18 protein-coding genes are annotated in these 19,819 nt (G+C 71.2%); 10 read left to right on the top strand and 8 right to left on the bottom strand.

The window, feature by feature from the left end; all coding sequences use genetic code 11:
- Window positions 1-5: 5 nt before the first annotated feature.
- The 7 genes from AB0I77_RS14225 to AB0I77_RS14195 are packed head-to-tail and all read right to left on the bottom strand — an operon-like array spanning window position 6 to window position 6,939.
- Window positions 6-1,121: an acyl-CoA dehydrogenase family protein gene (locus AB0I77_RS14225; RefSeq protein WP_363282813.1), complete on the bottom strand. Its 1,116-nt coding sequence runs from the start codon at window positions 1,119-1,121 to the stop codon at window positions 6-8.
- Entirely contained in the window at window positions 1,118-2,365 is a 1,248-nt protein-coding gene (locus AB0I77_RS14220) for an acyl-CoA dehydrogenase family protein (protein ID WP_363282812.1), read from the bottom strand. The genes AB0I77_RS14225 and AB0I77_RS14220 overlap by 4 nt, the downstream gene beginning before the upstream one ends.
- 16 nt (window positions 2,366-2,381) lie before the next feature.
- A complete protein-coding gene (locus tag AB0I77_RS14215; protein ID WP_363282811.1) occupies window positions 2,382-3,530 on the bottom strand; it encodes a thiolase family protein in 1,149 nt (382 codons plus the stop codon).
- Window positions 3,527-3,970 (bottom strand): OB-fold domain-containing protein, encoded by a 444-nt coding sequence (locus AB0I77_RS14210; protein WP_363282810.1) that lies wholly within the window; start codon window positions 3,968-3,970, stop codon window positions 3,527-3,529. The genes AB0I77_RS14215 and AB0I77_RS14210 overlap by 4 nt, the downstream gene beginning before the upstream one ends.
- A 1-nt stretch (window position 3,971) precedes the next feature.
- Window positions 3,972-4,883 carry an SDR family oxidoreductase gene (locus tag AB0I77_RS14205; protein ID WP_363282809.1) on the bottom strand — a complete coding sequence of 304 codons (912 nt, stop codon included), beginning with the start codon at window positions 4,881-4,883 and terminating at the stop codon, window positions 3,972-3,974.
- A 23-nt stretch (window positions 4,884-4,906) separates the two neighbouring features.
- The gene (locus AB0I77_RS14200; RefSeq protein ID WP_363282808.1) at window positions 4,907-5,617 is read right to left on the bottom strand and encodes a hypothetical protein; all 711 of its coding nucleotides are present in this window, start codon (window positions 5,615-5,617) and stop codon (window positions 4,907-4,909) included.
- Window positions 5,617-6,939: a phenylacetate--CoA ligase family protein gene (locus tag AB0I77_RS14195; protein ID WP_363282807.1), complete on the bottom strand. Its 1,323-nt coding sequence runs from the start codon at window positions 6,937-6,939 to the stop codon at window positions 5,617-5,619. Before AB0I77_RS14195 ends, AB0I77_RS14200 begins: the two co-directional genes overlap by 1 nt.
- A gap of 161 nt (window positions 6,940-7,100) precedes the next feature.
- Between AB0I77_RS14195 and AB0I77_RS14190 the strand changes: the two genes are divergently transcribed.
- From AB0I77_RS14190 to AB0I77_RS14165, 6 genes are all read left to right on the top strand, one after another.
- Window positions 7,101-7,862, top strand: coding sequence for an electron transfer flavoprotein subunit beta/FixA family protein (locus AB0I77_RS14190; RefSeq protein WP_363282983.1), 762 nt, complete (start codon window positions 7,101-7,103; stop codon window positions 7,860-7,862).
- Between the two features lie 40 nt (window positions 7,863-7,902).
- Entirely contained in the window at window positions 7,903-8,880 is a 978-nt protein-coding gene (locus AB0I77_RS14185; RefSeq protein WP_363282806.1) for an electron transfer flavoprotein subunit alpha/FixB family protein, read from the top strand.
- 97 nt (window positions 8,881-8,977) lie between these two features.
- Entirely contained in the window at window positions 8,978-10,057 is a 1,080-nt protein-coding gene (locus AB0I77_RS14180) for an amidohydrolase family protein (RefSeq protein WP_363282805.1), read from the top strand.
- Between the two features lie 38 nt (window positions 10,058-10,095).
- A complete protein-coding gene (locus AB0I77_RS14175) occupies window positions 10,096-12,567 on the top strand; it encodes a GNAT family N-acetyltransferase (RefSeq protein WP_363282804.1) in 2,472 nt (823 codons plus the stop codon).
- On the top strand, window positions 12,564-13,538 hold the full coding sequence (locus AB0I77_RS14170) for an LLM class flavin-dependent oxidoreductase (RefSeq protein WP_363282802.1): 975 nt from the start codon (window positions 12,564-12,566) through the stop codon (window positions 13,536-13,538). The genes AB0I77_RS14175 and AB0I77_RS14170 overlap by 4 nt, the downstream gene beginning before the upstream one ends.
- 45 nt (window positions 13,539-13,583) lie before the next feature.
- Window positions 13,584-14,111, top strand: a complete 528-nt coding sequence (locus AB0I77_RS14165) for a PaaI family thioesterase (protein ID WP_363282801.1) — start codon at window positions 13,584-13,586, stop codon at window positions 14,109-14,111.
- Between the two features lie 304 nt (window positions 14,112-14,415).
- Here AB0I77_RS14165 and AB0I77_RS14160 read toward each other — a convergent pair whose 3' ends face one another.
- Window positions 14,416-15,567: an acyl-CoA dehydrogenase family protein gene (locus tag AB0I77_RS14160; protein ID WP_363282800.1), complete on the bottom strand. Its 1,152-nt coding sequence runs from the start codon at window positions 15,565-15,567 to the stop codon at window positions 14,416-14,418.
- A gap of 208 nt (window positions 15,568-15,775) precedes the next feature.
- Here AB0I77_RS14160 and AB0I77_RS14155 point away from each other — a divergent pair, with 208 nt between their 5' ends.
- The 4 genes from AB0I77_RS14155 to AB0I77_RS14140 all read left to right on the top strand — a co-directional run bounded on the left by AB0I77_RS14155 (window position 15,776) and on the right by AB0I77_RS14140 (window position 19,683).
- Entirely contained in the window at window positions 15,776-16,684 is a 909-nt protein-coding gene (locus AB0I77_RS14155) for an NADP-dependent oxidoreductase (RefSeq protein ID WP_363282799.1), read from the top strand.
- Window positions 16,685-16,749: 65 nt separating this feature from the next.
- The gene (locus AB0I77_RS14150; RefSeq protein WP_363282797.1) at window positions 16,750-17,811 is read left to right on the top strand and encodes an alkene reductase; all 1,062 of its coding nucleotides are present in this window, start codon (window positions 16,750-16,752) and stop codon (window positions 17,809-17,811) included.
- Between the two features lie 11 nt (window positions 17,812-17,822).
- Complete coding sequence (locus AB0I77_RS14145; protein ID WP_363282796.1) at window positions 17,823-18,302, top strand: MarR family winged helix-turn-helix transcriptional regulator; 480 nt, start codon at window positions 17,823-17,825, stop codon at window positions 18,300-18,302.
- A 460-nt stretch (window positions 18,303-18,762) separates the two neighbouring features.
- Complete coding sequence (locus tag AB0I77_RS14140; RefSeq protein WP_363282795.1) at window positions 18,763-19,683, top strand: SDR family oxidoreductase; 921 nt, start codon at window positions 18,763-18,765, stop codon at window positions 19,681-19,683.
- Window positions 19,684-19,819 lie beyond the last annotated feature (136 nt).

The following is a 19,819-nucleotide window of genomic DNA, read 5'->3' as shown; positions in this document are numbered from 1 at the left end:
CTGGATCAGATACCGAGCCGGTCCAGCAGCCGCTCGTGGTACACCGCCGGCCCGCCGAACAGCAGTTGTGCGGACTTGGCCCGCCGGAAGTACAGGTGGGCCGGATGCTCCCAGGTGAAGCCGATGCCGCCGTGGACCTGGATGTTCTCCATGGCCGCGAACATGTACGCCCGTGAGCAGCACGCATGCGCCACGGCGGCGGCGACCGGGAAGTCCGCGGAGTCCTCGGCGGCCAGCCGGGCCGCCTCCCGGGAGGCGGCCTCCGCCAGTTCCACCTGCACGAGCATGTCCGCGCACTTGTGCTTGACCGCCTGGAAGGAGCCGATGGGCCGGCCGAACTGATGCCGGGTACGGGCGTAATCGGCGCTCATCTCAAGGCACCTACGTGCCCCGCCCGCCTGCTCGGCGGCCAGCGCGACCGAGGCGATGTCCAGGACCTTGGCCATGATGCGGCCGCCCGCCCCGTCCGCGCCGACGCGCGTCGCGGGCACGGCGTCGAAGGTCAGCCGGGCCATCGCCCTGGTGGCGTCAAGGGTCTCCATCGGCTCGGCCGCCAGCCCTGTGGCTTCCCCCTCCACGGCGAAGAGCGTGGGGCCGGCGACGGTGCGGGCGACGACGAGGATCAGGTCGGCCGTCATGCCGTCGATGACGAAGCACTTGCTGCCGCGCACCGTCCACCCGCCGTCCGTGTCCGGCGCGGCGCGCACGGAGACCAGGGCAGGGTCCCAGGAACCGCTGTCCTCGGCCATGGCGAGCGCGGCGGTGGTCCGCCCGGCCGCGATGCCGGGGAGGTGGCGCGCGCAGGCTTCGCGGTCACCCGAGGCCAACAGGGCCTGGGCCGCGAGCACGACGGTCGCGAAGAAGGGCGCACACCACAGCGCGCGGCCCATCTCCTCCAGTACGACGCCGAGTTCGACCATGGAGAAGCCGTCGCCGCCGTATTCCTCCGGGAGGGCCAGGCCCGGCAGCCGCAGCTGGTCGGTCGCCTGCGCCCATACGGCGGGGTCGAAGCGCGGCTCACTGTCCATGAGCTTACGCACGGCTTCCTCGGGCGACTTGGCCTGAAGGAACTGCCGTACGGAGGCACCCAGTTCGCGTAGTTCGCTCTCTTCGGCGGTCACGACCGCACCTCCTTGGCGGCGGCGGTCACCGGTTCCTTGGGCAGCCCGAGGACACGTTCCGCGAGGATGTTCTTCATGATCTCCTCGGTGCCGCCGAGGATGCGCAACGCCGGGGTGGCCAGGAGGAGTTCGGTCCAGGCGTAGGTACCCCATTGTCCGGTGTCGGCGATCGCGCGCGGGCCGAGGGCGTCCGCGATGAAGTGGGCGGCCCGGGTGAGGTTCTGACCGTACATCAGCTTCGAGACGGACATCTCGGGGCCCGGCGCGACCCCGCCCCGGAGCTTGCGCAGGGCTCGGGTGTTGAGGTGTTCGGTGGCCATGGCGTCCACCAGGAGTTCGGCGAGGCGGGCGCGCAGGGCGCGATCGTCCCAGGTCCAGGTGGCGCGCATCAGCGCGGAGAGCCGGTCCGGGGACAGGGCGGCGGCCACCGGGCCCGCGCCCTCGCTGCCGACCGTCGCGCGCTCGTTCATCAGGGTGGTCAGGGCGACGGTCCAGCCGCCGTCGACCTCGCCGAGACGGTGGTCGTCGGGAATGCGTACGTCGGTGAGGAAGACCTCGTTGAAGTCCGCGCCGCCGGTCATCTGCCGCAGCGGCCGTACCTCGACGCCGGGGGCGTCCATGGGGACCAGGAAGGCCGTGATCCCGCGGTGCTTGGGCGCGTCGGGGTTCGTGCGGGTGAGGGCGAGGCCGAGTTGGCCGTGCTGGGCGACGGAGGTCCACACCTTCTGCCCGTTCAGCACCCAGTCCGCGCCCTCGCGGACGGCTCGGGTCGCCACGCTCGCCAGGTCGGATCCCGCGTCGGGTTCGCTGAAGAGCTGGCAGGCGATGGCCTCTCCGCGATACATCGCGGGCAGCCAGCGGTCCTTGATGTGCGGTTGGGCGTGGGCCAGGATCGTCGGGCCGATCATGCCCAGGCCGACCACGCTCAGCACGCCGGTGTCGGCGACGTCGTACTCGGACTCGATGGTGTCGTAGAGCAGGTCGTGGACGGGAGTCAGGCCCCGGCCGCCGTATTCGGGCGGGCCGGTGATCCAGCCGAAGCCGTTCTCGTAGCGGATCAGCTGCCAGGCGCGCGCCCGCCGCACCTGCTCCCGTTCCTCCGCGGGCGGGAGGCTGCTGAAGTACGCCATCGAGTCGTCGCCCTCGCCCCAGGTGAAGGCGGTGCGGTCGGGGGCCTTCGCCGCATGGGCATCGAGGAAGCGGCGCGCTTCGGCGGCGAAGTCCTGCATGTCGTCGGGTTCCATCGCGTTCGCTCCGCTGTCAGGTCGAGAGGATCGTCACCGCCGACACGCCCGGCGCGCCGTACAGGTGGGTGTAGCCGACGCGCGGTGTGCCGGGCATTTGTCGCGTGCCCGCCGCGCCGCGCAGCTGGAGGACGATCTCGTGGATCTGGCGCAGTCCGGACGCGCCGATCGGTTCCCCGTTGCCGAGCAGTCCGCCGTCGGTGTTGACCGGGAGCCGGCCGCCGATCTCGGTGGCGCCCTCGGCGATGAGGCGTTCCTGCTCGCCGTCCTTGCAGAGGCCGTTCTCGGCCAGGTGGATGATCTCCGACCCGGCGTCGGTGTCCTGGAGCTGGGCGACGTCCACGTCCTCGGGGCCGAGGCCCGCGAGCTCGTACGCCGCCCGCGAGGCGTCCACGGTCGGGCTCTCGACGAACTCCCCGACGGGGAACGACGGGCTCTGCACCTCGAAGGCGCCGAGCCGGCGGCTGCGCAGGGCGGTGGCCCGCACGCGCACGGGGATGGACGTGTACTTGTGGGCCTGGTCGGCACGGCACAGCACGACGGCCGCGGCGCCCTCGTTCGGGCCGCAGTACATGAACTGGCGCAGGGGGTAGTTGAGGACCGGGGAGGCGAGGACCTCCTCGGGCGACAGGGGCGTACGGCGCCAGGCCTTGTCGTTGCCGGCCGCGTTGCGGAAGTTCTTCGAGGCCACGCGGGCGAGCGTCTCGTGGGAGATGCCGTGCTCGTGCATATAGCGGTTGATCTTCATGCCGAAGAAGTGGGTGGTGAGGAACATCCCGGTCTGCCCGTACCAGGAGGGGATTCCGGCCACCGACGGGTCGGCGGCGAACGCGCCGCGCGGATGCTTGTCGAGGCCGATCGCGATGGCCAGGTCGTGCTCGCCGGTCTCGATGGCGCGGGCGGCCAGTGCCACCGCCGTACCGGCCGTGGCGCAGCCGTTGAAGACACCGCGCAGCGGTACGCCGGTCAGGCCGAGCCGGCCGACGATCGCGTCCGGATTGGCGACCTCGTAGCTGCCGATGTACCCGCCCTGGATCTGCGGCCAGGTCACGCCGGCGTCGGCGAGTGCCAGCCGTACCGCGTCCGCGCCCATGTCCAGCGCCGGCTTTCCGGGGAACCGGCCGAAGGGGTGCAGCCCCACGCCGATGATGACGGCCTCGGTCATGACGTCTCCTCCTCGACCGGGGTGAACGCGAAGGTGACGACCTCGGTGCCGTCCTCCTGCACCGCGTAGGGCACGAGCGTCAGCCGCATGTCCTGCCCGATCCGCAGCTTCTCCGGGTCGGGTTCGGTGAGGCGGGCCTCGACCAGCAGTTCGCCGGGGAGTTCGACGTATCCGACGGCGTAGGGCTCGAAGGCCGCCGGGCCGTCGTAGGGCGGGGACGGCGGGCGGAAGTCCTGGGTCGTGTACGTCCACAGCGTGCCGCGGTCCGCCAGCAGGCGTTCCTTCGGCTCGTCGCTCGCGCACCGGACACAGTCCGAGGCCGCCGGGAAACTCACCAGGCCGCACACCGTGCACTCGGAACCGATGAGCCGAAGGGGTGCGGAATCGGCGGGCGGCCAGGTGAACAGGCCCTCGGCGACCGGCCGTTGTGCCGTCGTCATCTCAGGCCCCGTTCCGGTTGCCGAGGGCGTCTGCGTTCGCAGCCGCCTTGGCCACCAGGTTCGGGACGACCGAGGACAGCTCCTCGGGTGTCCACCGGGATTCGGCGCTCGCGCCGGGGCCGTTGACCCAGCCCTCCAGGACCGTGATGCGGTTGCCGACGACGCCGAAGACGCGGCCGGTGACCTCGCGGGAGGCGGCCGAGCCCAGCCAGACCACGAGCGGGGAGATGGCCTCCGGGGTGAGGTCCTGGGCCTCGGCGGCCTGTCTCATCATCTCGATGTCCTCGGTCAGCCGGGTCAGCGCCGTGGGCGCGATGGCGTTCACCGTCACGCCGTAGCGGGCGAGTTCCGCCGCCGCGATGAGCGTGAGGCTGGCGATACCGGCTTTGGCGGAGCCGTAGTTCGACTGGCCGGGGTTGCCGAAGATGCCGGACGGCGAGGTGGTGTTGATCACCCGGGCGTCGTTGCCGTGACCGGACTTGGCGCGCTCGCGCCAGTACGCGGCCGCGTGGTGCAGGGTGGCGAAGCCGCCCTTGAGGTGGACGGCGAGCACGCTGTCCCAGTCCCGCTCGGTCATCGACACGATCATCCGGTCGCGCAGGATGCCGGCGTTGTTGACCAGCACGTCCAGACCGCCGTAGGTGTCCACGGCCTGCTGGACGAGGTGGCCGGCGCCGTCCCAGGTGGAGATGTCGTCGGTGTTGGCCACCGCTTCACCGCCGGCCGCGACGATCTCGTCGACCACGGTCTGGGCGGGCCCGGCCGAGGCGCCCGCGCCGTCACGCGAGCCGCCGAGGTCGTTGACCACGACCTTCGCGCCCTGCGCGGCGAACGCCAGGGCATGCGCCCTGCCGATCCCGTTGCCGGCGCCGGTGACGACCACGACCCGGCCGTCGACCACTCCTTGAGACATCTTCAACTCCTTGGTAGCGAAGGTCAGTTGGCCTCGGCGAGCAGGACCCGCGGACTGTCGTCGCCGCAGCCGCACCGGCCGGTGACGACACGGCCCGCGATGCCGAGCGGTGTCTCGGTCAGCTGCGACGCGCGCTCCTCCCCCGCCGCCACCAACAGCTGTCCGTCCCGCTCGCCGACCCGCCATTCGGCGGCGTTGACGTGCGCGCCGCTCCGCTCGGGGCACTCCAGCGCGAGGGCCGGTCCCACGGCCGAGATCAGGGCGGCGGACACGCCCACCGCCCGCAGGATCGGTACGGCGGTGGGCCGGGCCAGCACGAGAGAGGTCGGCCGGAACATCTCGCCGATGTCGGCCGCGCCGGCGAGTCCCTCCAGGGTCTGGGCCGACAGGCCGATCACCACGTGCGGGTCGAGTTCGCGGTGGAAGACCGCGGTGCGGCGGTGGTCCCAGCCCATGGCTTCGGCGATGCCGTACGTCACCTTCAGCGTGCCCAGGGCGCCGATCACCGCGCGCCCCCAGAAACCCTCGAAGCCGGACGCGGTCAGCAGGGCCCGCTGCCCGGCGCCGAGGCCGTGCTCCCGCAGCCGAGCGGTGACCCACTCAGTGTCCCGAGCGAGCTCTGCCCAGGTCAGTTCCGTGTCCCACATGCCGTCGGCGGTGGGGAAGCGCACGAGGTAGGCGAGTTCGGGCCGGTCGAGTCTCCTGGCCCGGGCGAGGGTGTCGGCGCGCGCCATCAGCCCTTCACCACCCGGGGGAACTTCGCGACGCTGGTCATGGTCTTCAACAGGTCCTCCTCGGTGCGCATGTCGAGCACCGGCTTGACTCCGGTCCGCTCGCGCACGGCCTCGCCCAGCCGGCCGGCCAGGGCGTCCACGTCACCGGTGAGTGCGGGGTCGTAGCCGACGCGCAGCCGCAGTTCGTCGACCTCGCGGCCGTCCCGGACGATCTGGAAGACTCCGGCGACCGTCTCCGGCTGGTCCTCCACCGCCTGCCAGATGTCCCGCAGCACCACGGAACGCCCCTGGACCAGCGTCTCGTCGCCGCGCCGCCCGGCCACCCACATCCGGGCGTGGGTGCGTCCGCAGCCGCAGGTGTCCTGGGAGAGGCGGACGAGGTCCTCGCTGCGGTAACGGATCAGCGGCGCGGCCCGGTTGTCCAGGTCGGTGGCGACCAGTTCGCCGAGTTCGCCGGCCGGGACGTCGTGCCAGCCGTGTTCGTCGACCTCGACGCACTCCGCGAAGACGGTGTCCTCCCAGAGGTGGAAGCCGTCGTGCTCGCGGCACTCCCAGGCGGTACCGGTGTCGGCGGCGCTGGTGTACTCGTAGACGTCGATGCCCCAGTCGTCGCGGACCCGCTCGCGCATCTTCCGGCTGAGCGGCTGCCCGGCGCAGGAGGCGCCCTTGAGGGAGGAGAACGCCTCCCTCAGATCCGTCTTCTCGGCCAGGTGCTCCAGCTCCACCATCTGCGGATACATCATCTGGAGGTAGGCGGGGCGGTAGGTGCGCAGGGCCTCGACGACCGCGGGCATGTTCCCCATCCAGGTGTCCACCTCGATGACCACCGCGCCCAGCGCCTGGAAGCCGGCGTCCATGAAGTTGCGGAAGGTGCCGGGCGGGCTCAGCACCCGGTCCCCGGGCCGAAGGCCCAGCTCCCACAGGTCACGCACCTGCGCGGTCACCAGGGGCGGCGCGTCCTGCCAGATCTCGGCGAAGAACTCCGGGTCGCCGGTCGTGCCCGAGCTGGACGAGACCGACGTCAGCTCGTCGACCGGGACGCAGAGCAGACCGCCGAAGGGGTCGCCCGTGCGGACCCGGTAGGCGCGCACCATGTCCTTGGTGATGAACGGAATCCGTGCCCGGAAGTCCTTGAGGGACCGGATGTCGCGCGGGTGCACCCCGTGCTCGTCCCAGAGTTCGCGGTAGAAGTCCGAGTTGCCATAGGCGTACTGGACGAGCTCCAGAACCCGTTCTTCCTGCCAGGCGCGCAGCTCCTCGCGGGGCATGGTCTCCACCTGGGGCTCGAAGTACCTGTCAGCGGTGTCCCTGTCACCGACCATGGCGCCTCCTCGCGGCTAGTGCCCAGATCTTCCAGCTATCAGCGCAATCAGTCAACCAATTCGACGGATTCGAAGCGAGGCCTCGCGCTCCATCGATCGATATAGTTAACTATTAGCACTCATTCAACCTACGAGGGGTCGCCGTGAAGATCGTTGTCTGCGTGAAGCACGTCCCCGACGCCACGGCGGACCGCACCTTCACCGAGGCCGGCACCACCGACCGCGCGTCGGTCGACTCACTGCTGTCCGAACTCGACGAGTACGCCGTCGAGCAGGCCCTGCGCATCGCCGAGGCGGACGTCGACGCCGAGATCTGCTATCTCGTCGTCGGACCCGACGACGCGCGCGACGCCCTGCGCAAGGCGCTGGCCATGGGCGGCGACTCGGCGATCCATGTCAGCGACGAGGACATCGAGGGCAGCGACGCGTTCGGTACGTCCCTCGTCCTGGCCAGGGCGATCGAGCGGCACGGCTTCGATCTCGTCCTGTGCGGGATGGCCTCGACGGACGGCACCATGGGCGTCGTACCGGCGCTGCTGGCGGAGCGGCTCGGCGTTCCGGCCCTCACCCACCTCGAAGATCTGGCGATCGAGGACGGCACGGTGACCGGCCGCCGCGAGGGGGATTCCGCGACCGTACGCGTCCAGGGCGGCCTTCCCGCCGTGGTGTCGGTGACCGACCGGTCAGGGGACGCCCGCTACCCCTCCTTCAAGGGGATCATGGCCGCGAAGAAGAAGCCGGTGGAGACCCTCGATCTCGCCGACCTCGGCATTGAGGCCGCCCAGGTGGGCCCCGCCGGCGCGCGATCAGCCGTGGACACCGCGACCAGGCGCCCGCCGCGCGCCAAGGGCGAGATCGTCGTCGACGAGGGGACGGGCGGCGCCGGACTGGCCACGTTCCTCACCGCCAAGAAGTTCATCTGACCGCGTCCCACCCTGAAAGACCTGAAGGAGTTGCATCACCGTGGCCGAGATCCTCGTCCTCGTCGACCACGTCGACGGCGCCGTACGCAAGCCGACCCTCGAACTGCTCACCCTGGCCCGCCGGTTGGGCGAGCCCTCGGCCGTCCTCCTGGGACCGGGCGCGGACACCGCGGCCGAGGCCCTCGGCCGGTACGGCGCGCGGAAGATCTACGTCGTGGACGCCCCCGAGGTCGACGAGTACCTCGTCACCCCGGCCGTCGACGCCCTCACGCAGATCGCCGAGCGCAGCGGCCCGGCGGCGATCCTGCTGCCGTCCGGGGCGGACGGCAAGGAGACCGCCGCACGGGTCGCGCTCCGGCTCGGCTCCGGGCTGATCACCGACGCCGTCGACGTCACCGCGGGGCCGGACGGCCCGGTCACCGAGCAGTCGGTGTTCGCCGCGACGTACCAGGTCACGGCACATGTCACCCGGGGCGTGCCGGTCATCACGGTCAAGCCGAACGCCGTCGCCCCCGAGCCCGTCCCCGCCGATCCCGTCCCGGCCGATCTCATCATCGAGAAGCAGGACATCACCTTCGGCCCGGCCTCCGCCGCCGTCCGGGTCCTGTCCCGCACCTCGCGGGAGCGCGGCGACCGGCCCGAGCTGACGGAGGCCGAGATGGTGGTCTCCGGCGGTCGCGGCGTGAACGGTGCCGAGAACTTCGCCCTCATCGAGCGGGTCGCCGACGCGCTCGGCGCGGCCGTCGGGGCATCCCGGGCCGCCGTGGACGCGGGCTGGTACCCGCACAGTCATCAGGTCGGCCAGACGGGCACCCAGGTCTCCCCGCAGCTCTATCTCGCCGCCGGCATCTCCGGCGCCATCCAGCACCGGGCGGGCATGCAGACGTCCAAGACCATCGTCGCCGTCAACAAGGACGCCGACGCGCCGATCTTCGAGCTCGCCGACCACGGCGTCGTCGGGGATCTCTTCGAGGTGCTGCCGCAGCTGGTGGACGAGATCGAGCGGCGCCGGAGCTGATCTCTCCCTGCCCGCCCTTCCCTTCCGCCGCCCATACAACTAAAATCGCTAACTGATTGCATCAATTGCATCGTATCCATTGACCCGAAGGGGCGTCATGACGAAGATCTGGGTCAACTCCGGGGACTCCCATGTGATGGAACCCGCCGACGTGTGGACCGAGCGGATGTCCGCGCGGCTCGGCGCTCGGGCGCCGCGCAGTGAGCGCGGCGAGAAGTACGAGATGCTCTACATCGACGGCGAACGCATCGACCGCCAGCTCGGCGACTTCATGGACGCGATGCGCCCGCCGGGCGCCTGGGACCTGAAGGTTCGCCTCAAGGACCTCGACCAGGAGGGCGTGTGGGGCCAACTGGCCTTCCCCTCCATGGGATTCTGGCTGGTGTCGATCACCGACCGGGAGCTCGCCCGGGAGACGGTACGGGCGTGGAACGACTGGGCGCACGACGAGATCCTCCGCAAGAACAAGCGCGTCATCACCACGGCCTGCGTCTCGACGGCCGACATCGACGACGCGGTGGCCGAGGTCGAGCGGGTGGCGGAACTGGGCTTCCAGGCGGTCTTCCTGCCGTGCTCGACACGACCGGGCGAGGAGTACGCCCTCGACCGCTGGGAGCCGCTGTGGACCGCGGTCGAGCGGGCGGGACTGGTGCTCGGCTTCCACATCGGCACGGGGGCTCAGAACGTCGTCTTCCGCGGGCCCGGCGGCGCGGTCGTCAACTACATGGAGACGACCTATCCGGGCATGCGGGTCGTGTCCCACATGGTCGCGGGCGGCGCCCTGGACCGCCATCCCGACCTGAAGATCCTCATCGCGGAGGGCGGCGCCGGCTGGGTGCCGGTCATCGGCGACCGGATGGACGAGGCGTACCGCCAGCACGGCATGTTCGTCCGGCCGAAGCTGAGCCGGCTGCCCAGCGAGATCATCCGGCAGCAGGTGTACGCCTCCTTCCAGCACGACAAGAGCTCGGTGGAGATCGTCGAGTCGACCGGGTACCGCAACGTGATGTGGGGCGACGACTACCCCCATCTGGAAGGCACCTACGGCCACACCCAGTCCACGCTCCACGAGCTGTTCGACGGCGTGCCGGACGACATCCGCGAGCGCGTCACGCGGGGCACCTTCAACGAGCTCTTCCGCCTGCCGGAGCAGACTCCCCAGGAGGCGGCCGTCTGAGCGGCGCCGACGGCGCGCGGCTTCCGGACGGATCACCCGTGACCACTCCCCGGCACCCCCTGTATCCCTCGCACCCCTCGTATCCCTCGTATCCCGACGATCTGGAACGGCCCGGACTGGTCAGGACCGGGCGGTCGACCTTCGTCCGCCCCATCCGGCCCGAGGACGCCGACCGCCTGGTCGCGTTCGTCGGCACCCTGTCCCGGGCCACCCTGGCCTACCGCTCCCTCGGCCCGGTGGTCCGCGCCCGCGACGACGTCATCCGGCGCGGCGCCCACGTGGACTATCTCAACGAGCTGGCGCTCGTCGCCCTGGCCGGCGACGAGATCGCCGGCCTGGTGCGCTACGTCCGTGACCCCGAGGAACCGGAGCACGCCGAGGTCACGTTCACCATCCGGGACGACCACCAGAGCGAGGGGTTCGGCAGGCTCCTCCTGGAGCACATCGCCGGCGCCGCCCGCGCGCGGGGCATCCGGGTGCTGGAGGCCGACGTCCTCGCCGACAACACCCGGATGATTAACGTGTTCCTCGGCTCCGGCTACCGGATCGAGACCGGTCCGCCCGGCCAGATCATCCACTTCGAGATCGCCGTCGACCCGCAGGCCCAGGCGGTGGCCCGGGCCGAGCGCCGCGAGCAGACGGCCGTACGGCGCTCGCTCAAGCCCCTGCTCGAACCGCGCTCGGTCGCCGTGATCGGCGCCAACCGCGACCCGCTGACGATCGGCCACGAGATCGTGGCCAACCTGCTGCGGGGCGGCTTTCGCGGCAGCGTGTTCCCGGTCAACCCGCGGGCCGAGCAGATCGCCGGGGCGCGGGCGTACGCGAGCGTCCGGGACCTTCCCGAACCGCCGGATCTGGCGCTGGTGGCCGTGCGGGCCGAGGCCGTGCCCGATGTCGTACGGGAGTGTGCGGACGTCGGCGTCAAGGCGGTGGTCGTCGTCTCGACGGGCTTCGGGGAGACCGGAGTCGAAGGGCGGGCCACCGAGCTGGAGCTGGCCCGTTTCGCCCGTGCCTCCGGCATGCGGCTGGTGGGCCCGAACTGCATGGGCGTGGTCAACACCACCGCCGCGGCGCGGCTGGCCGCGACCTTCTCGCCCGCCCTGCCGACGCCCGGCCGGGTGGCGATGTCCAGCCAGTCCGGGCCGCTCGGGCTGGCGGTGCTCGACTTCGCCCGGCGGCTGCGGCTCGGCTTCTCCGGCTTCGTGTCGGTGGGCCACGCCGTCGACGTCTCCACCAACGATCTGCTCCAGTGGTGGGAGGAGGACCCGGGGACCTCGGTGATCCTGCTGCACGTCGAGACGTTCGGCAATCCGCGCCGGTTCGCCCGCGTCGCCCGCCGCATCGCGCCGCGCAAGCCGATCGTCGCGGTCCACCCGGGTCATGCGGACTCGGCGGTGAGCTCGCTGTTCGCCCAGTCCGGCGTGATCCGCACCCGCAGTCTCCAGGAGCTGTTCGACGTCGCCCTGTTGCTCGCCCACCAGCCTCCCCCGCCCGGCAACCGGGTCGCCGTGATCACCAACGCGGGCGGCCCCGCGGCGCTGACGGTCGGAGCGTGCGCGGCGAGCGGCCTGTGCGTACCCGCACTCGGTGACCGCACCCGCCAGACGCTCCGTTCGGCCCTCGCGCCCCACGCGGACGTCTCCAACCCGATCGACCTGACACCCACGGCCACGGCCGCCCACTACCGGCAGGCGCTGGACGCCGCCTTGGCGGACGACGACATCGACGCGGCCGTCGTCCTGTTCATGCCGCCGCTGGCGGACAAGCCCGACGAGGTGGCGTCGGCGATCCTCGACGCGGCGGCGGCCCGGCCCGACAAACCCGTGCTGGCCAGCTTCCTGGGCGGTGCGGGCGTCGCCGATCTACTGCACCGGGGCGACCTGGTGGTACCGACGTACACGTTTCCCGAGGCGGCGGCCACCTCGCTCGGGCACGCGGCGGCCTACCAGGCCTGGCGCAGCACCCCCGCGGGCGTCGTACCGGACCTCGCGGGAGTCGACGCCGAGCGCGCCCGGTCGCTGATCTCCTCCTGTGCCCCCGGCCCGGTCCCCGCGGCGGTCGCCGCGGAGTTGCTCGCCTCGTACGGAATCGCCGTACGCGACACCGACCCGGACCCCGGCACCCCTCGTCGGGAACCGGACGCGTTCCTCACCGTCCGCGCCGACCCGGTCTTCGGCCCGGTGGTCGCCTTCGGCCTCACCGGCGACTACGCCGACCTGATGGCGGACGTCGCCCACCGCGTCACCCCGCTCAGCGACCGCGACGCCCGCGAGATGGTCCGCTCGCTGCGGGCGGCCCCGCTGCTGGACGGCCGGGCGGGCGGCCCGGGGGTGGATCTGGCGGCCCTCGAGGAGACCGTCCTGCGGATCTCCGCGATGGTCGAGGACCTCCCCGAGATCGAGGCGCTGGAACTGCGCCCGGTACGGCTGCTGCCGCCCGGGGACGGAGTGGCCGTCGCACACGCGACGATCCGACTGGCGGACAACACAGCAGCAGGAGGTTCCTCGTGAAGGTGGGCATCTACTTCGATCTGCGCAACCCGCCGCCGTGGCGGCAGAGTTGGTCGCGGGTGTACGGCTTCGCCCTGGAGATGTGCGAGGAGGCGGACCGCCTCGGCCTCGACTCGGTCTGGTTCTCCGAACACCACGGCTTCGAGGACGGCTACCTCCCCCAGCCGCTCACCATGGCAGCGGCGGTCGCCGCCCGCACCCGCCGGGTCCGCCTGGGCACCGCGGTCATCCCCGCACCGCTGCACGCGGCCCCCGAGATCGCCGAACAGGCCGCGCTCGTGGACATCATCAGCGACGGCCGCCTGGACCTCGGGCTCGGCACCGGCTACCGGGTGCCCGAGTACCGGCTGTACGGAGCCGACCTCGCCAAGCGCTACGGCACGACCGATCAACGGGTGCGGGAGATCCGCGGCCTGTGGGCCGAGTCCCTGGTCACCCCGGGCCCGGTCCAGGACCCGCTGCCGATCTGGCTCGGCTACCAGGGCCCGCAGGGCGCCCGGCGGGCCGGCCGGCTCGGCACGGGGCTGCTGTCGCTCAACCCGGCACTGCTGACGCCGTACCGGGAAGGGCTCGCGGAGAGCGGGTACGACGTCTCGGCGGCCCGAATGCAGGGCTCGTTCACCACGTTCGTCACCGAGGACCCGGAGGCCGACTGGCCTGTGGTCCGCAGGCACCTCTCGTACCAGTGGGACAGCTACCGCCGGTACATGGTGGAGGGCACCGACCAGCCGGCCCCCCGCCCCATCGACCCCGAGAAGTGGCGCGAGACGGGGCTGAGCGCGACCGGCGTCGGCCAGTTCCTGTACGGCACTCCGCAGGACGTCGCCGATGCCATCAAGGCGTACGTGGCAGGCTTGCCGGTCGAGGGCGTGTTCCTGTGGGCCTCGCTGGCCGGGATGCCCGAGGAGATGGTGGCCCGGCAGGTCCAGCTCATCGCCGGGAAGCTGCGCCCGCTGCTTACCGATGTCTGACACTCCGACGCCCGACACTCCGACGCCCGACAAGAGGAGTCACCCATGTCCGCGACATCACCGACGGGGCCCTGGGCGGGAGCGGACTTCCAGGAGCCGCCCCGGACCCCTGGCGGGGTGGCCCTGTGCGGGGCGTGCCGCGCCGCCGGCTCCTGCCGACTGGGAGTGGAGCATGAACGGCTCGACGAGGACGGGACGGCGCGGTTCGAGCTGTCCTGCCCGCGCGATCAGGAGGGTGGGCCCGATGTCGCGCACGGCGGCTGGACCGCGGCCGTCCTGGACGACTGCCTCGGCCATCTCCCGCTGCTGCACCGGGTGTTGAGCGTGACGGCGGAACTGACCGTGAGCTTCGTGAAGCCGGTGCCGGTTCAGCGTCCGCTGGAGGTCCGGGCCTGGGTGGAGAAGCGGGAGGGCAGGCGCTGGTACATCGCGGGCGAGATGGTACTGCTGCCGACCCGGGCCGTGCTGGCCCGGGTCAGCGGGATCTGGGTGACCCGGGACCAGGGCCACTTCGCCCGGCACCAGGAATGGCTGGCCGAGCAGGACACGGGCGCCGGGGCTCAGAAGGAGTAGCCGGCAGGCGGGAGCGGCGGGCTGAGAAGGACCTGCGCACCATGTTCCGACAGGCCAGGGCGACGCGGCCCAGAAAGACCTGAGCCCCATGCTCCGACAGACCAGAGCGACGCGGCCCAGAAAGACCTGAGCCCCATGCTCCGACAGACCAGAGCGACGCGGCCCAGAAAGACCTGAGCCCCATGCTCCGACAGACCAAGGCGGCGCGGCTCAATAGGACTTGAGCCCCATGCTCCGACAAGCCAGGGCGACGCCGCCCAGAAAAACCCGAGCCCCACCCTCCGACAAGCCAAGGCGACGCGGCTCAGTAGGACCTGAGCCCCATGCTCCGGGCGATGCCGTTGCGCTGGATCTGACTCGTGCCCCCGGAGATCGTGGCCACGATCGACTCCCGGTAGCGGAAGCTCATCACGCTCTCCGTCGAGAAGCCGTGCCCCGCGCAGACCTGCATCCCGAGCCGGGCGGCCGCCACGTACGTCTCCGAACCCTTCAGCTTCGCCATCGACCCTTCCCGAGTGCACGGCTTGCCCTGGGCGAGCAGCCAGGCGGCCCGGTAGGCGAGCAGCCGGGCGGAGTCGATCTCGGTCTGAAGGTCGGCCATGGCGTGGGCGAGCGCCTGGAAGGTGCCGACCGGACGGCCGAAGGCGTGCCGGGTGCGGGCGTATTCGAGCATCTCGTCGAGCGTGGCCTGAGCAGCTCCCAGATAGCCCCCGCTGATGATCACCTTCTCCAGCTCGATGTTGGAGAGCATCACCTTCCAGCCCTCGTCGCGCGGGCCGACAAGGTTCTCCTTCGGCACCAGGGTGTCGTTGAAGAAGACCTCGTTGGTGCCCAGGATGTGCCGGGCCAGGGTCGGCGTCCGGCGCACCTCGACGCCCTCGGTCGCGGGATCGACGAGCAGCAGGCTGATGCCGCCGTGCTTGGGCTCGCGGGGCCCCGTCCGCACGTACGTGGCAATGGTCGTGTCGGGCAGGCCGCCGCCCGTGCACCACGCCTTCTGGCCGCGGACGAGGAAGTTGTCCCCGTGGTCCTCGGCGGTGGTACGCAGCGCCGCGGCGTCGGACCCGCTGTCCGGCTCGCTGAGGCCGACGGCAAGCCGGTGGCGGCCCGTCATCACCTGCTCGCGGATGAAGTCGCGCTGCGCCTCGTTGCCCCACCGGAACACCGTGATTCCAGGGATGAGCACCCCGATGTAGCACATGGCGACGTCGAAACTGGCCCGCCCGAGCTCCTCGGCGATCAGGATGAGTTCGAGCGGCCCGCCGCCGTCACCGCCCTCGTCCTCGGCGAACGGGAGCGAGAACCACCCGAGGTCGGCCATGCCCCGAATCAGCTCGGGCGGCACGACGCCCTCCTCGTCCCACTGCTTGGCCTTGGCAGCCGGGCACACGTCGGCGACGAACTCCCGCGCCGTCACGCGCAACAGGTCCTGCTCGTCTGTCAGCCCGAAGTCCACGGCCACTCCTCGCCAGCACTAGGGTATTCATCTATCTAATTATTCTATGTTAGCGGATAAGAAGCGCCGTGAGCGACCGAAGGCCCCGGCGACCGCGGCCGATCTTTCGCGGCCCGAACGACAGCAATAGTTGGCTAGCCACACGTTTGCTGTTACGTTGATTATGTGTCCAGCCACCTAAATGAGTGGCGACACGAGAGGAGTCGTCATGAAAGCCATCCTGTTCGACCGTTTCGGAGGCACGGAAGTGCTGCACGAGGCGGACATCGAGGTCCCGCAGCCCGGCCCCGGGCAGATACGCGTCCGCGTCAGGGCGGCCGGGCTGAACGCGCTGGACGGCAAGATCCGCTCCGGGGCACTGGAGGCCATGTTCCCCACCCCGTTCCCCTCCGTCCCCGGTGGCGAGCTCGCCGGCGTGGTGGACGCCCTGGGTGAGGGTGTGCGGGACGTAAAGGTGGGCGACGAGGTGCTGGGCTGGTCGGACACCGGCTCGTACGCCCAGTACGCGCTGGCCACCACCGTGGCCCCCAAGCCCGCCGGCCTCGACTGGCAGCACGCGGTCGCCCTGCCGGTGGCGAGCGATACGGCCGAGCGGGTCCTGAACCTGCTCGGCGTCGCCGCCGGCGAGACCGTACTGATGCACGGCGCGGCCGGAGCGGTCGGCACCCTGGCCGTCCAGCTCGCCGCGGCCCGCGGGGCGCGTGTCATCGGCACCGCCGGCACCGCCAACCAGGACTACCTCGCCTCACTCGGCGCCACCGCGACCCTCTACGGCGAAGGCCTGGTCGAGCGGGTCCGGGCACTCGCCCCCGACGGCGTGGACGCGGTGTTCGACCTGGCCGGGAAGGGAGCCCTGGAGGACTCCATCACCCTGCGCGGCGGCACCGAGCGCATCGTCACCATCGCCGACCTGGGCGCGCACCAGCTCGGCATCACCTTCGCCAGCGGTAGCCCCCAGGAACGCTCGGCCACCCGCCTGGCCGCCCTCGCCCAGGACGCCGCGACCGGCAAGCTCGTCACCACCGTCACCGCCTACCCGCTCGACCAGGCCGCCACGGCCCAGCAGGTCAGCGACGCCGGGCATGTCCGGGGCAAGCTCGTCCTCACCGTCGACTGATCACGCCCGCGTCTCCCCGATTTCCCGATCACCCACCTGTTCATCACCGCACCGAAGGACCACCCATGCTGAACGCCCTGTGGACACCGACCACCGTCGGTGACATCTCCCTCCCGCACCGCCTGGTCATGGCCCCCATGACCCGTGACCGCTCCACACCTGAAGGCGTCCCGACCGAGCTGAACGCCGAGTACTACGCCCAGCGGGCCTCGCACGCGCTCATCATCACCGAGGGAACCCAGCCCTCCGCCGACGGCCAGGGCTACCTCCTCACCCCCGGCATCCACAATGACGAGCAGATCGCCGGGTGGCGCAAGGTCACCGACGCCGTGCACGCGGCCGACGGCCGCATCGTCATCCAGCTGATGCACACCGGACGCATCGCCCACCCCGACAACACCCCCCACGGGCGCCCGCCGGTCGCCCCTTCGGCAATCCGGCCGCAGGGCGCGATGTTCACCGCGTCCGGGCCCCAGGAGATGCCGACCCCCCGTGCTCTGTCGACGCAGGAGGTCACGGCGACCGTCGACGACTTCCGCCGCGCCGCGGCGGCTGCCGTCGCGGCAGGCGCCGACGGCGTGGAGATCCACGGCGCCAACGGCTACCTGGTGCACCAGTTCCTGTCCGACAACACCAACCAGCGCACCGACGGCTACGGCGGTTCCCTCGAGGGCCGCATCCGCTTCGCCGTCGAGGTCGCCACTGCCGTGGCCGACGAGATCGGCGCCGCCCGCACCGGCCTGCGCATCTCCCCCGGCAACCCCTTCAACGACATCGCCGAGTCCGACACCGCCGAGTTGTATCCGGCGCTCGTGCGCGCCCTCAGCCCGCTCGGTCTCGCCTACCTCCACGTGATGCACGGAGGCGACGACGCTCTGCTGGGCACCCTGCGCGCGCTGTGGCCGACCACGCTGATCCTCAACCGGGCCGGCACCGACCTGCCCACCCGCGCCAAGGACATCGACGAGGGCACGGCCGACCTCGTCTCCGTCGGCGCCCTCGCGCTCGCCAACCCCGACCTGGTCGAGCGGCTACGCTCGGACGCGCCGCTGAACACCCCCGACCCGGCGACCTTCTACGGCGGCGGAGTGGCCGGCTACACCGACTACCCCACCTACACCGTCTGAGGAAACCGAGCATGGCTGCGCCCACACCCCGCGTCCCCGCTACGGCCGGCGAGGGGCCGATGAGTTACGCGATCTACCAGCTCGCCCGCGCTCACCGCGCCCGCGCCGCCGCGATGCTCCGCGAGATGGACCTGCATCCCGGACAGGAACTGCTGCTGATGCACCTCCTCGACCGGGACGGCCAGACCCAGTCCGAGCTGCTCGAAAGCGTCGACGTGGACCACTCCACCATCTCCAAGGCACTACGCCGCATGCAGGACGCCGGCCTGCTCGTCCGCGAGCCGGCCGAACACGACCGGCGCGTCATGGTCGTCCACCTCACCGACAAGGGCCGTGCCATGCGCGAGCCCATCGCAGCCATGTGGCAGGCCCTGGAGGAGACCTCCGCACGGAACCTCTCGGCACAGCAGGCAGAGTCCTTCGTCCAGACCGCCTACGCCATCGCCGACGCGATCAACAGCCGTGCCGTTGCAGGGGAAGAGTCCGAGTAACCCCCCTCCCCCTGCACCCGGTTCCAGCCTGAAGTGCGCATCGTTGCCGGCGTTCCTGCGAAGCGGACCGTGCCGCAGCGCACTCGGCTCACGAAGACCCGTTCCCCCCGTACGTCAGGGAGAACGGGGGTGAGCGGGGCCTCAGCGTCCGGGGGCAAGCGCGAGCTGTCCCGCTGGAAGTTCGGCAGAACTCATTCGAAGGCAGGGCAACACCACCTGCGGGGCCGGCGAGCCCTTCCCCGTCGCCGGCCGGCGGCACATCGAGGACGACGGCATCACCCGCGTCCGGTTCGCCTTGGACCTCCGCAAGCTCCGGCAAGCCGCGGTGACCCGCGCCGCGGATCCGCCCGCTACAGGCCCACCCTCGGAGCGACCCGGGCCGCCGGCGCCATCGTCCGCGTCCACCACTGCCCCGCCCACCCAATCCCCCACCACTGACCTGCTGGAAAGTGAGAACTCCATGACCACCACCCGCTCCACCGCCCTCCCGGTCCTCGTCGTCGGCGCGACCGGCTCCCTCGGGGGCAAGGTCGTCGACGAACTGCTGGGGCGCGGTAAGAACGTCCGCGCCCTGGTCCGGCCGACCACCGACGCGAGCAGGCTCGAAAGCCGGGGCGTCGAGATCGCCCGCGGCGACATGCTGGACCTCGACTCGCTCGTCGCCGCCATGAACGGCGCCGATGCCGTCATCACCACGGCTGCCGGATACACCCGCGGCGGCAAGAACGCGCACGACATCGACACCATCGGAAACGCCAACCTCGCCGAGGCCGCCCACCGCGCCGGCATCCGGCGGTTCGTCCTGACCAGCATCCTCACCAGCGACCAGACGCCCCATGTCCCGCACTTCTGGCACAAGAAGATCGCCGAGGACAAGCTCGAACAGCTCGGCGTCCCGTTCGTCGCACTGCGCCCGGGGGCCTTCCTCGACCAGGTCGCGACCATGGCGGGCAACCCGATCGACAAGGGCCGCCTGATCTGGATGGGCAAGACCACCGTCCCGCTGACCTTCGTCCACACTTCCGATCTCGCGGCGTACCTCGCGGCCGCCGTCGACGCCGAGGCCGACAACGGCGAGCGCATCGACATCGGCTGGGACCGTCCGGTCAGCATGCGCGAGGTAGCCGACCTGATGGGCCGCCGGGCCGGAAAGAAGATCAAGGTGTGGGGCATCCCCTCGACCGTCACCCGCGCCGCAGGAACCGTCGTCGGCCGCTTCATGCCCCTGGTCAAGGACATGGCCGCGATGTTCGGCTGGTTCGACACGGGCCGCTACGTCGCCGACCCCCGCCGCCAGGAGCAGCTGTTCGGCCCCGCCCCCACGGCCGAGGAAGCCCTCGGCCGGTACACCGACGAGCTGGGCACGGCGCAGCACCGGTGACGGGCCCGCGTCCCGGTCCGAGTTGTCGTACGATGCGAATGCACTCGGCAATACCCCCCTGGGTATCTTGTACCGCATTGTCCGGTGCGGGCCGGCAGAGCAACGGATCGGAGTCCGTCGCGGTCCGTGAGCTGGC

This window comes from Streptomyces sp. NPDC050619, from assembly GCF_040654815.1.
In the GTDB taxonomy this organism is placed as follows: domain Bacteria; phylum Actinomycetota; class Actinomycetes; order Streptomycetales; family Streptomycetaceae; genus Streptomyces.
This window is presented reverse-complemented; position numbering and strand designations above follow the sequence as displayed.

What these genes read in the sequence shown, in the direction of transcription:
- AB0I77_RS14210 (WP_363282810.1), bottom strand. Translation starts at nt 3,970, where the DNA reads ATGACGACGGCACAACGGCCGGTCGCCGAGGGCCTGTTCACCTGGCCG.
- AB0I77_RS14180 (WP_363282805.1), top strand. Translation starts at nt 8,978, where the DNA reads ATGACGAAGATCTGGGTCAACTCCGGGGACTCCCATGTGATGGAACCC.
- AB0I77_RS14205 (WP_363282809.1), bottom strand. Translation starts at nt 4,883, where the DNA reads ATGTCTCAAGGAGTGGTCGACGGCCGGGTCGTGGTCGTCACCGGCGCC.
- AB0I77_RS14145 (WP_363282796.1), top strand. Translation starts at nt 17,823, where the DNA reads ATGGCTGCGCCCACACCCCGCGTCCCCGCTACGGCCGGCGAGGGGCCG.
- AB0I77_RS14155 (WP_363282799.1), top strand. Translation starts at nt 15,776, where the DNA reads ATGAAAGCCATCCTGTTCGACCGTTTCGGAGGCACGGAAGTGCTGCAC.
- AB0I77_RS14150 (WP_363282797.1), top strand. Translation starts at nt 16,750, where the DNA reads ATGCTGAACGCCCTGTGGACACCGACCACCGTCGGTGACATCTCCCTC.
- AB0I77_RS14215 (WP_363282811.1), bottom strand. Translation starts at nt 3,530, where the DNA reads ATGACCGAGGCCGTCATCATCGGCGTGGGGCTGCACCCCTTCGGCCGG.
- AB0I77_RS14220 (WP_363282812.1), bottom strand. Translation starts at nt 2,365, where the DNA reads ATGGAACCCGACGACATGCAGGACTTCGCCGCCGAAGCGCGCCGCTTC.
- AB0I77_RS14140 (WP_363282795.1), top strand. Translation starts at nt 18,763, where the DNA reads ATGACCACCACCCGCTCCACCGCCCTCCCGGTCCTCGTCGTCGGCGCG.
- AB0I77_RS14195 (WP_363282807.1), bottom strand. Translation starts at nt 6,939, where the DNA reads ATGGTCGGTGACAGGGACACCGCTGACAGGTACTTCGAGCCCCAGGTG.
- AB0I77_RS14200 (WP_363282808.1), bottom strand. Translation starts at nt 5,617, where the DNA reads ATGGCGCGCGCCGACACCCTCGCCCGGGCCAGGAGACTCGACCGGCCC.
- AB0I77_RS14165 (WP_363282801.1), top strand. Translation starts at nt 13,584, where the DNA reads ATGTCCGCGACATCACCGACGGGGCCCTGGGCGGGAGCGGACTTCCAG.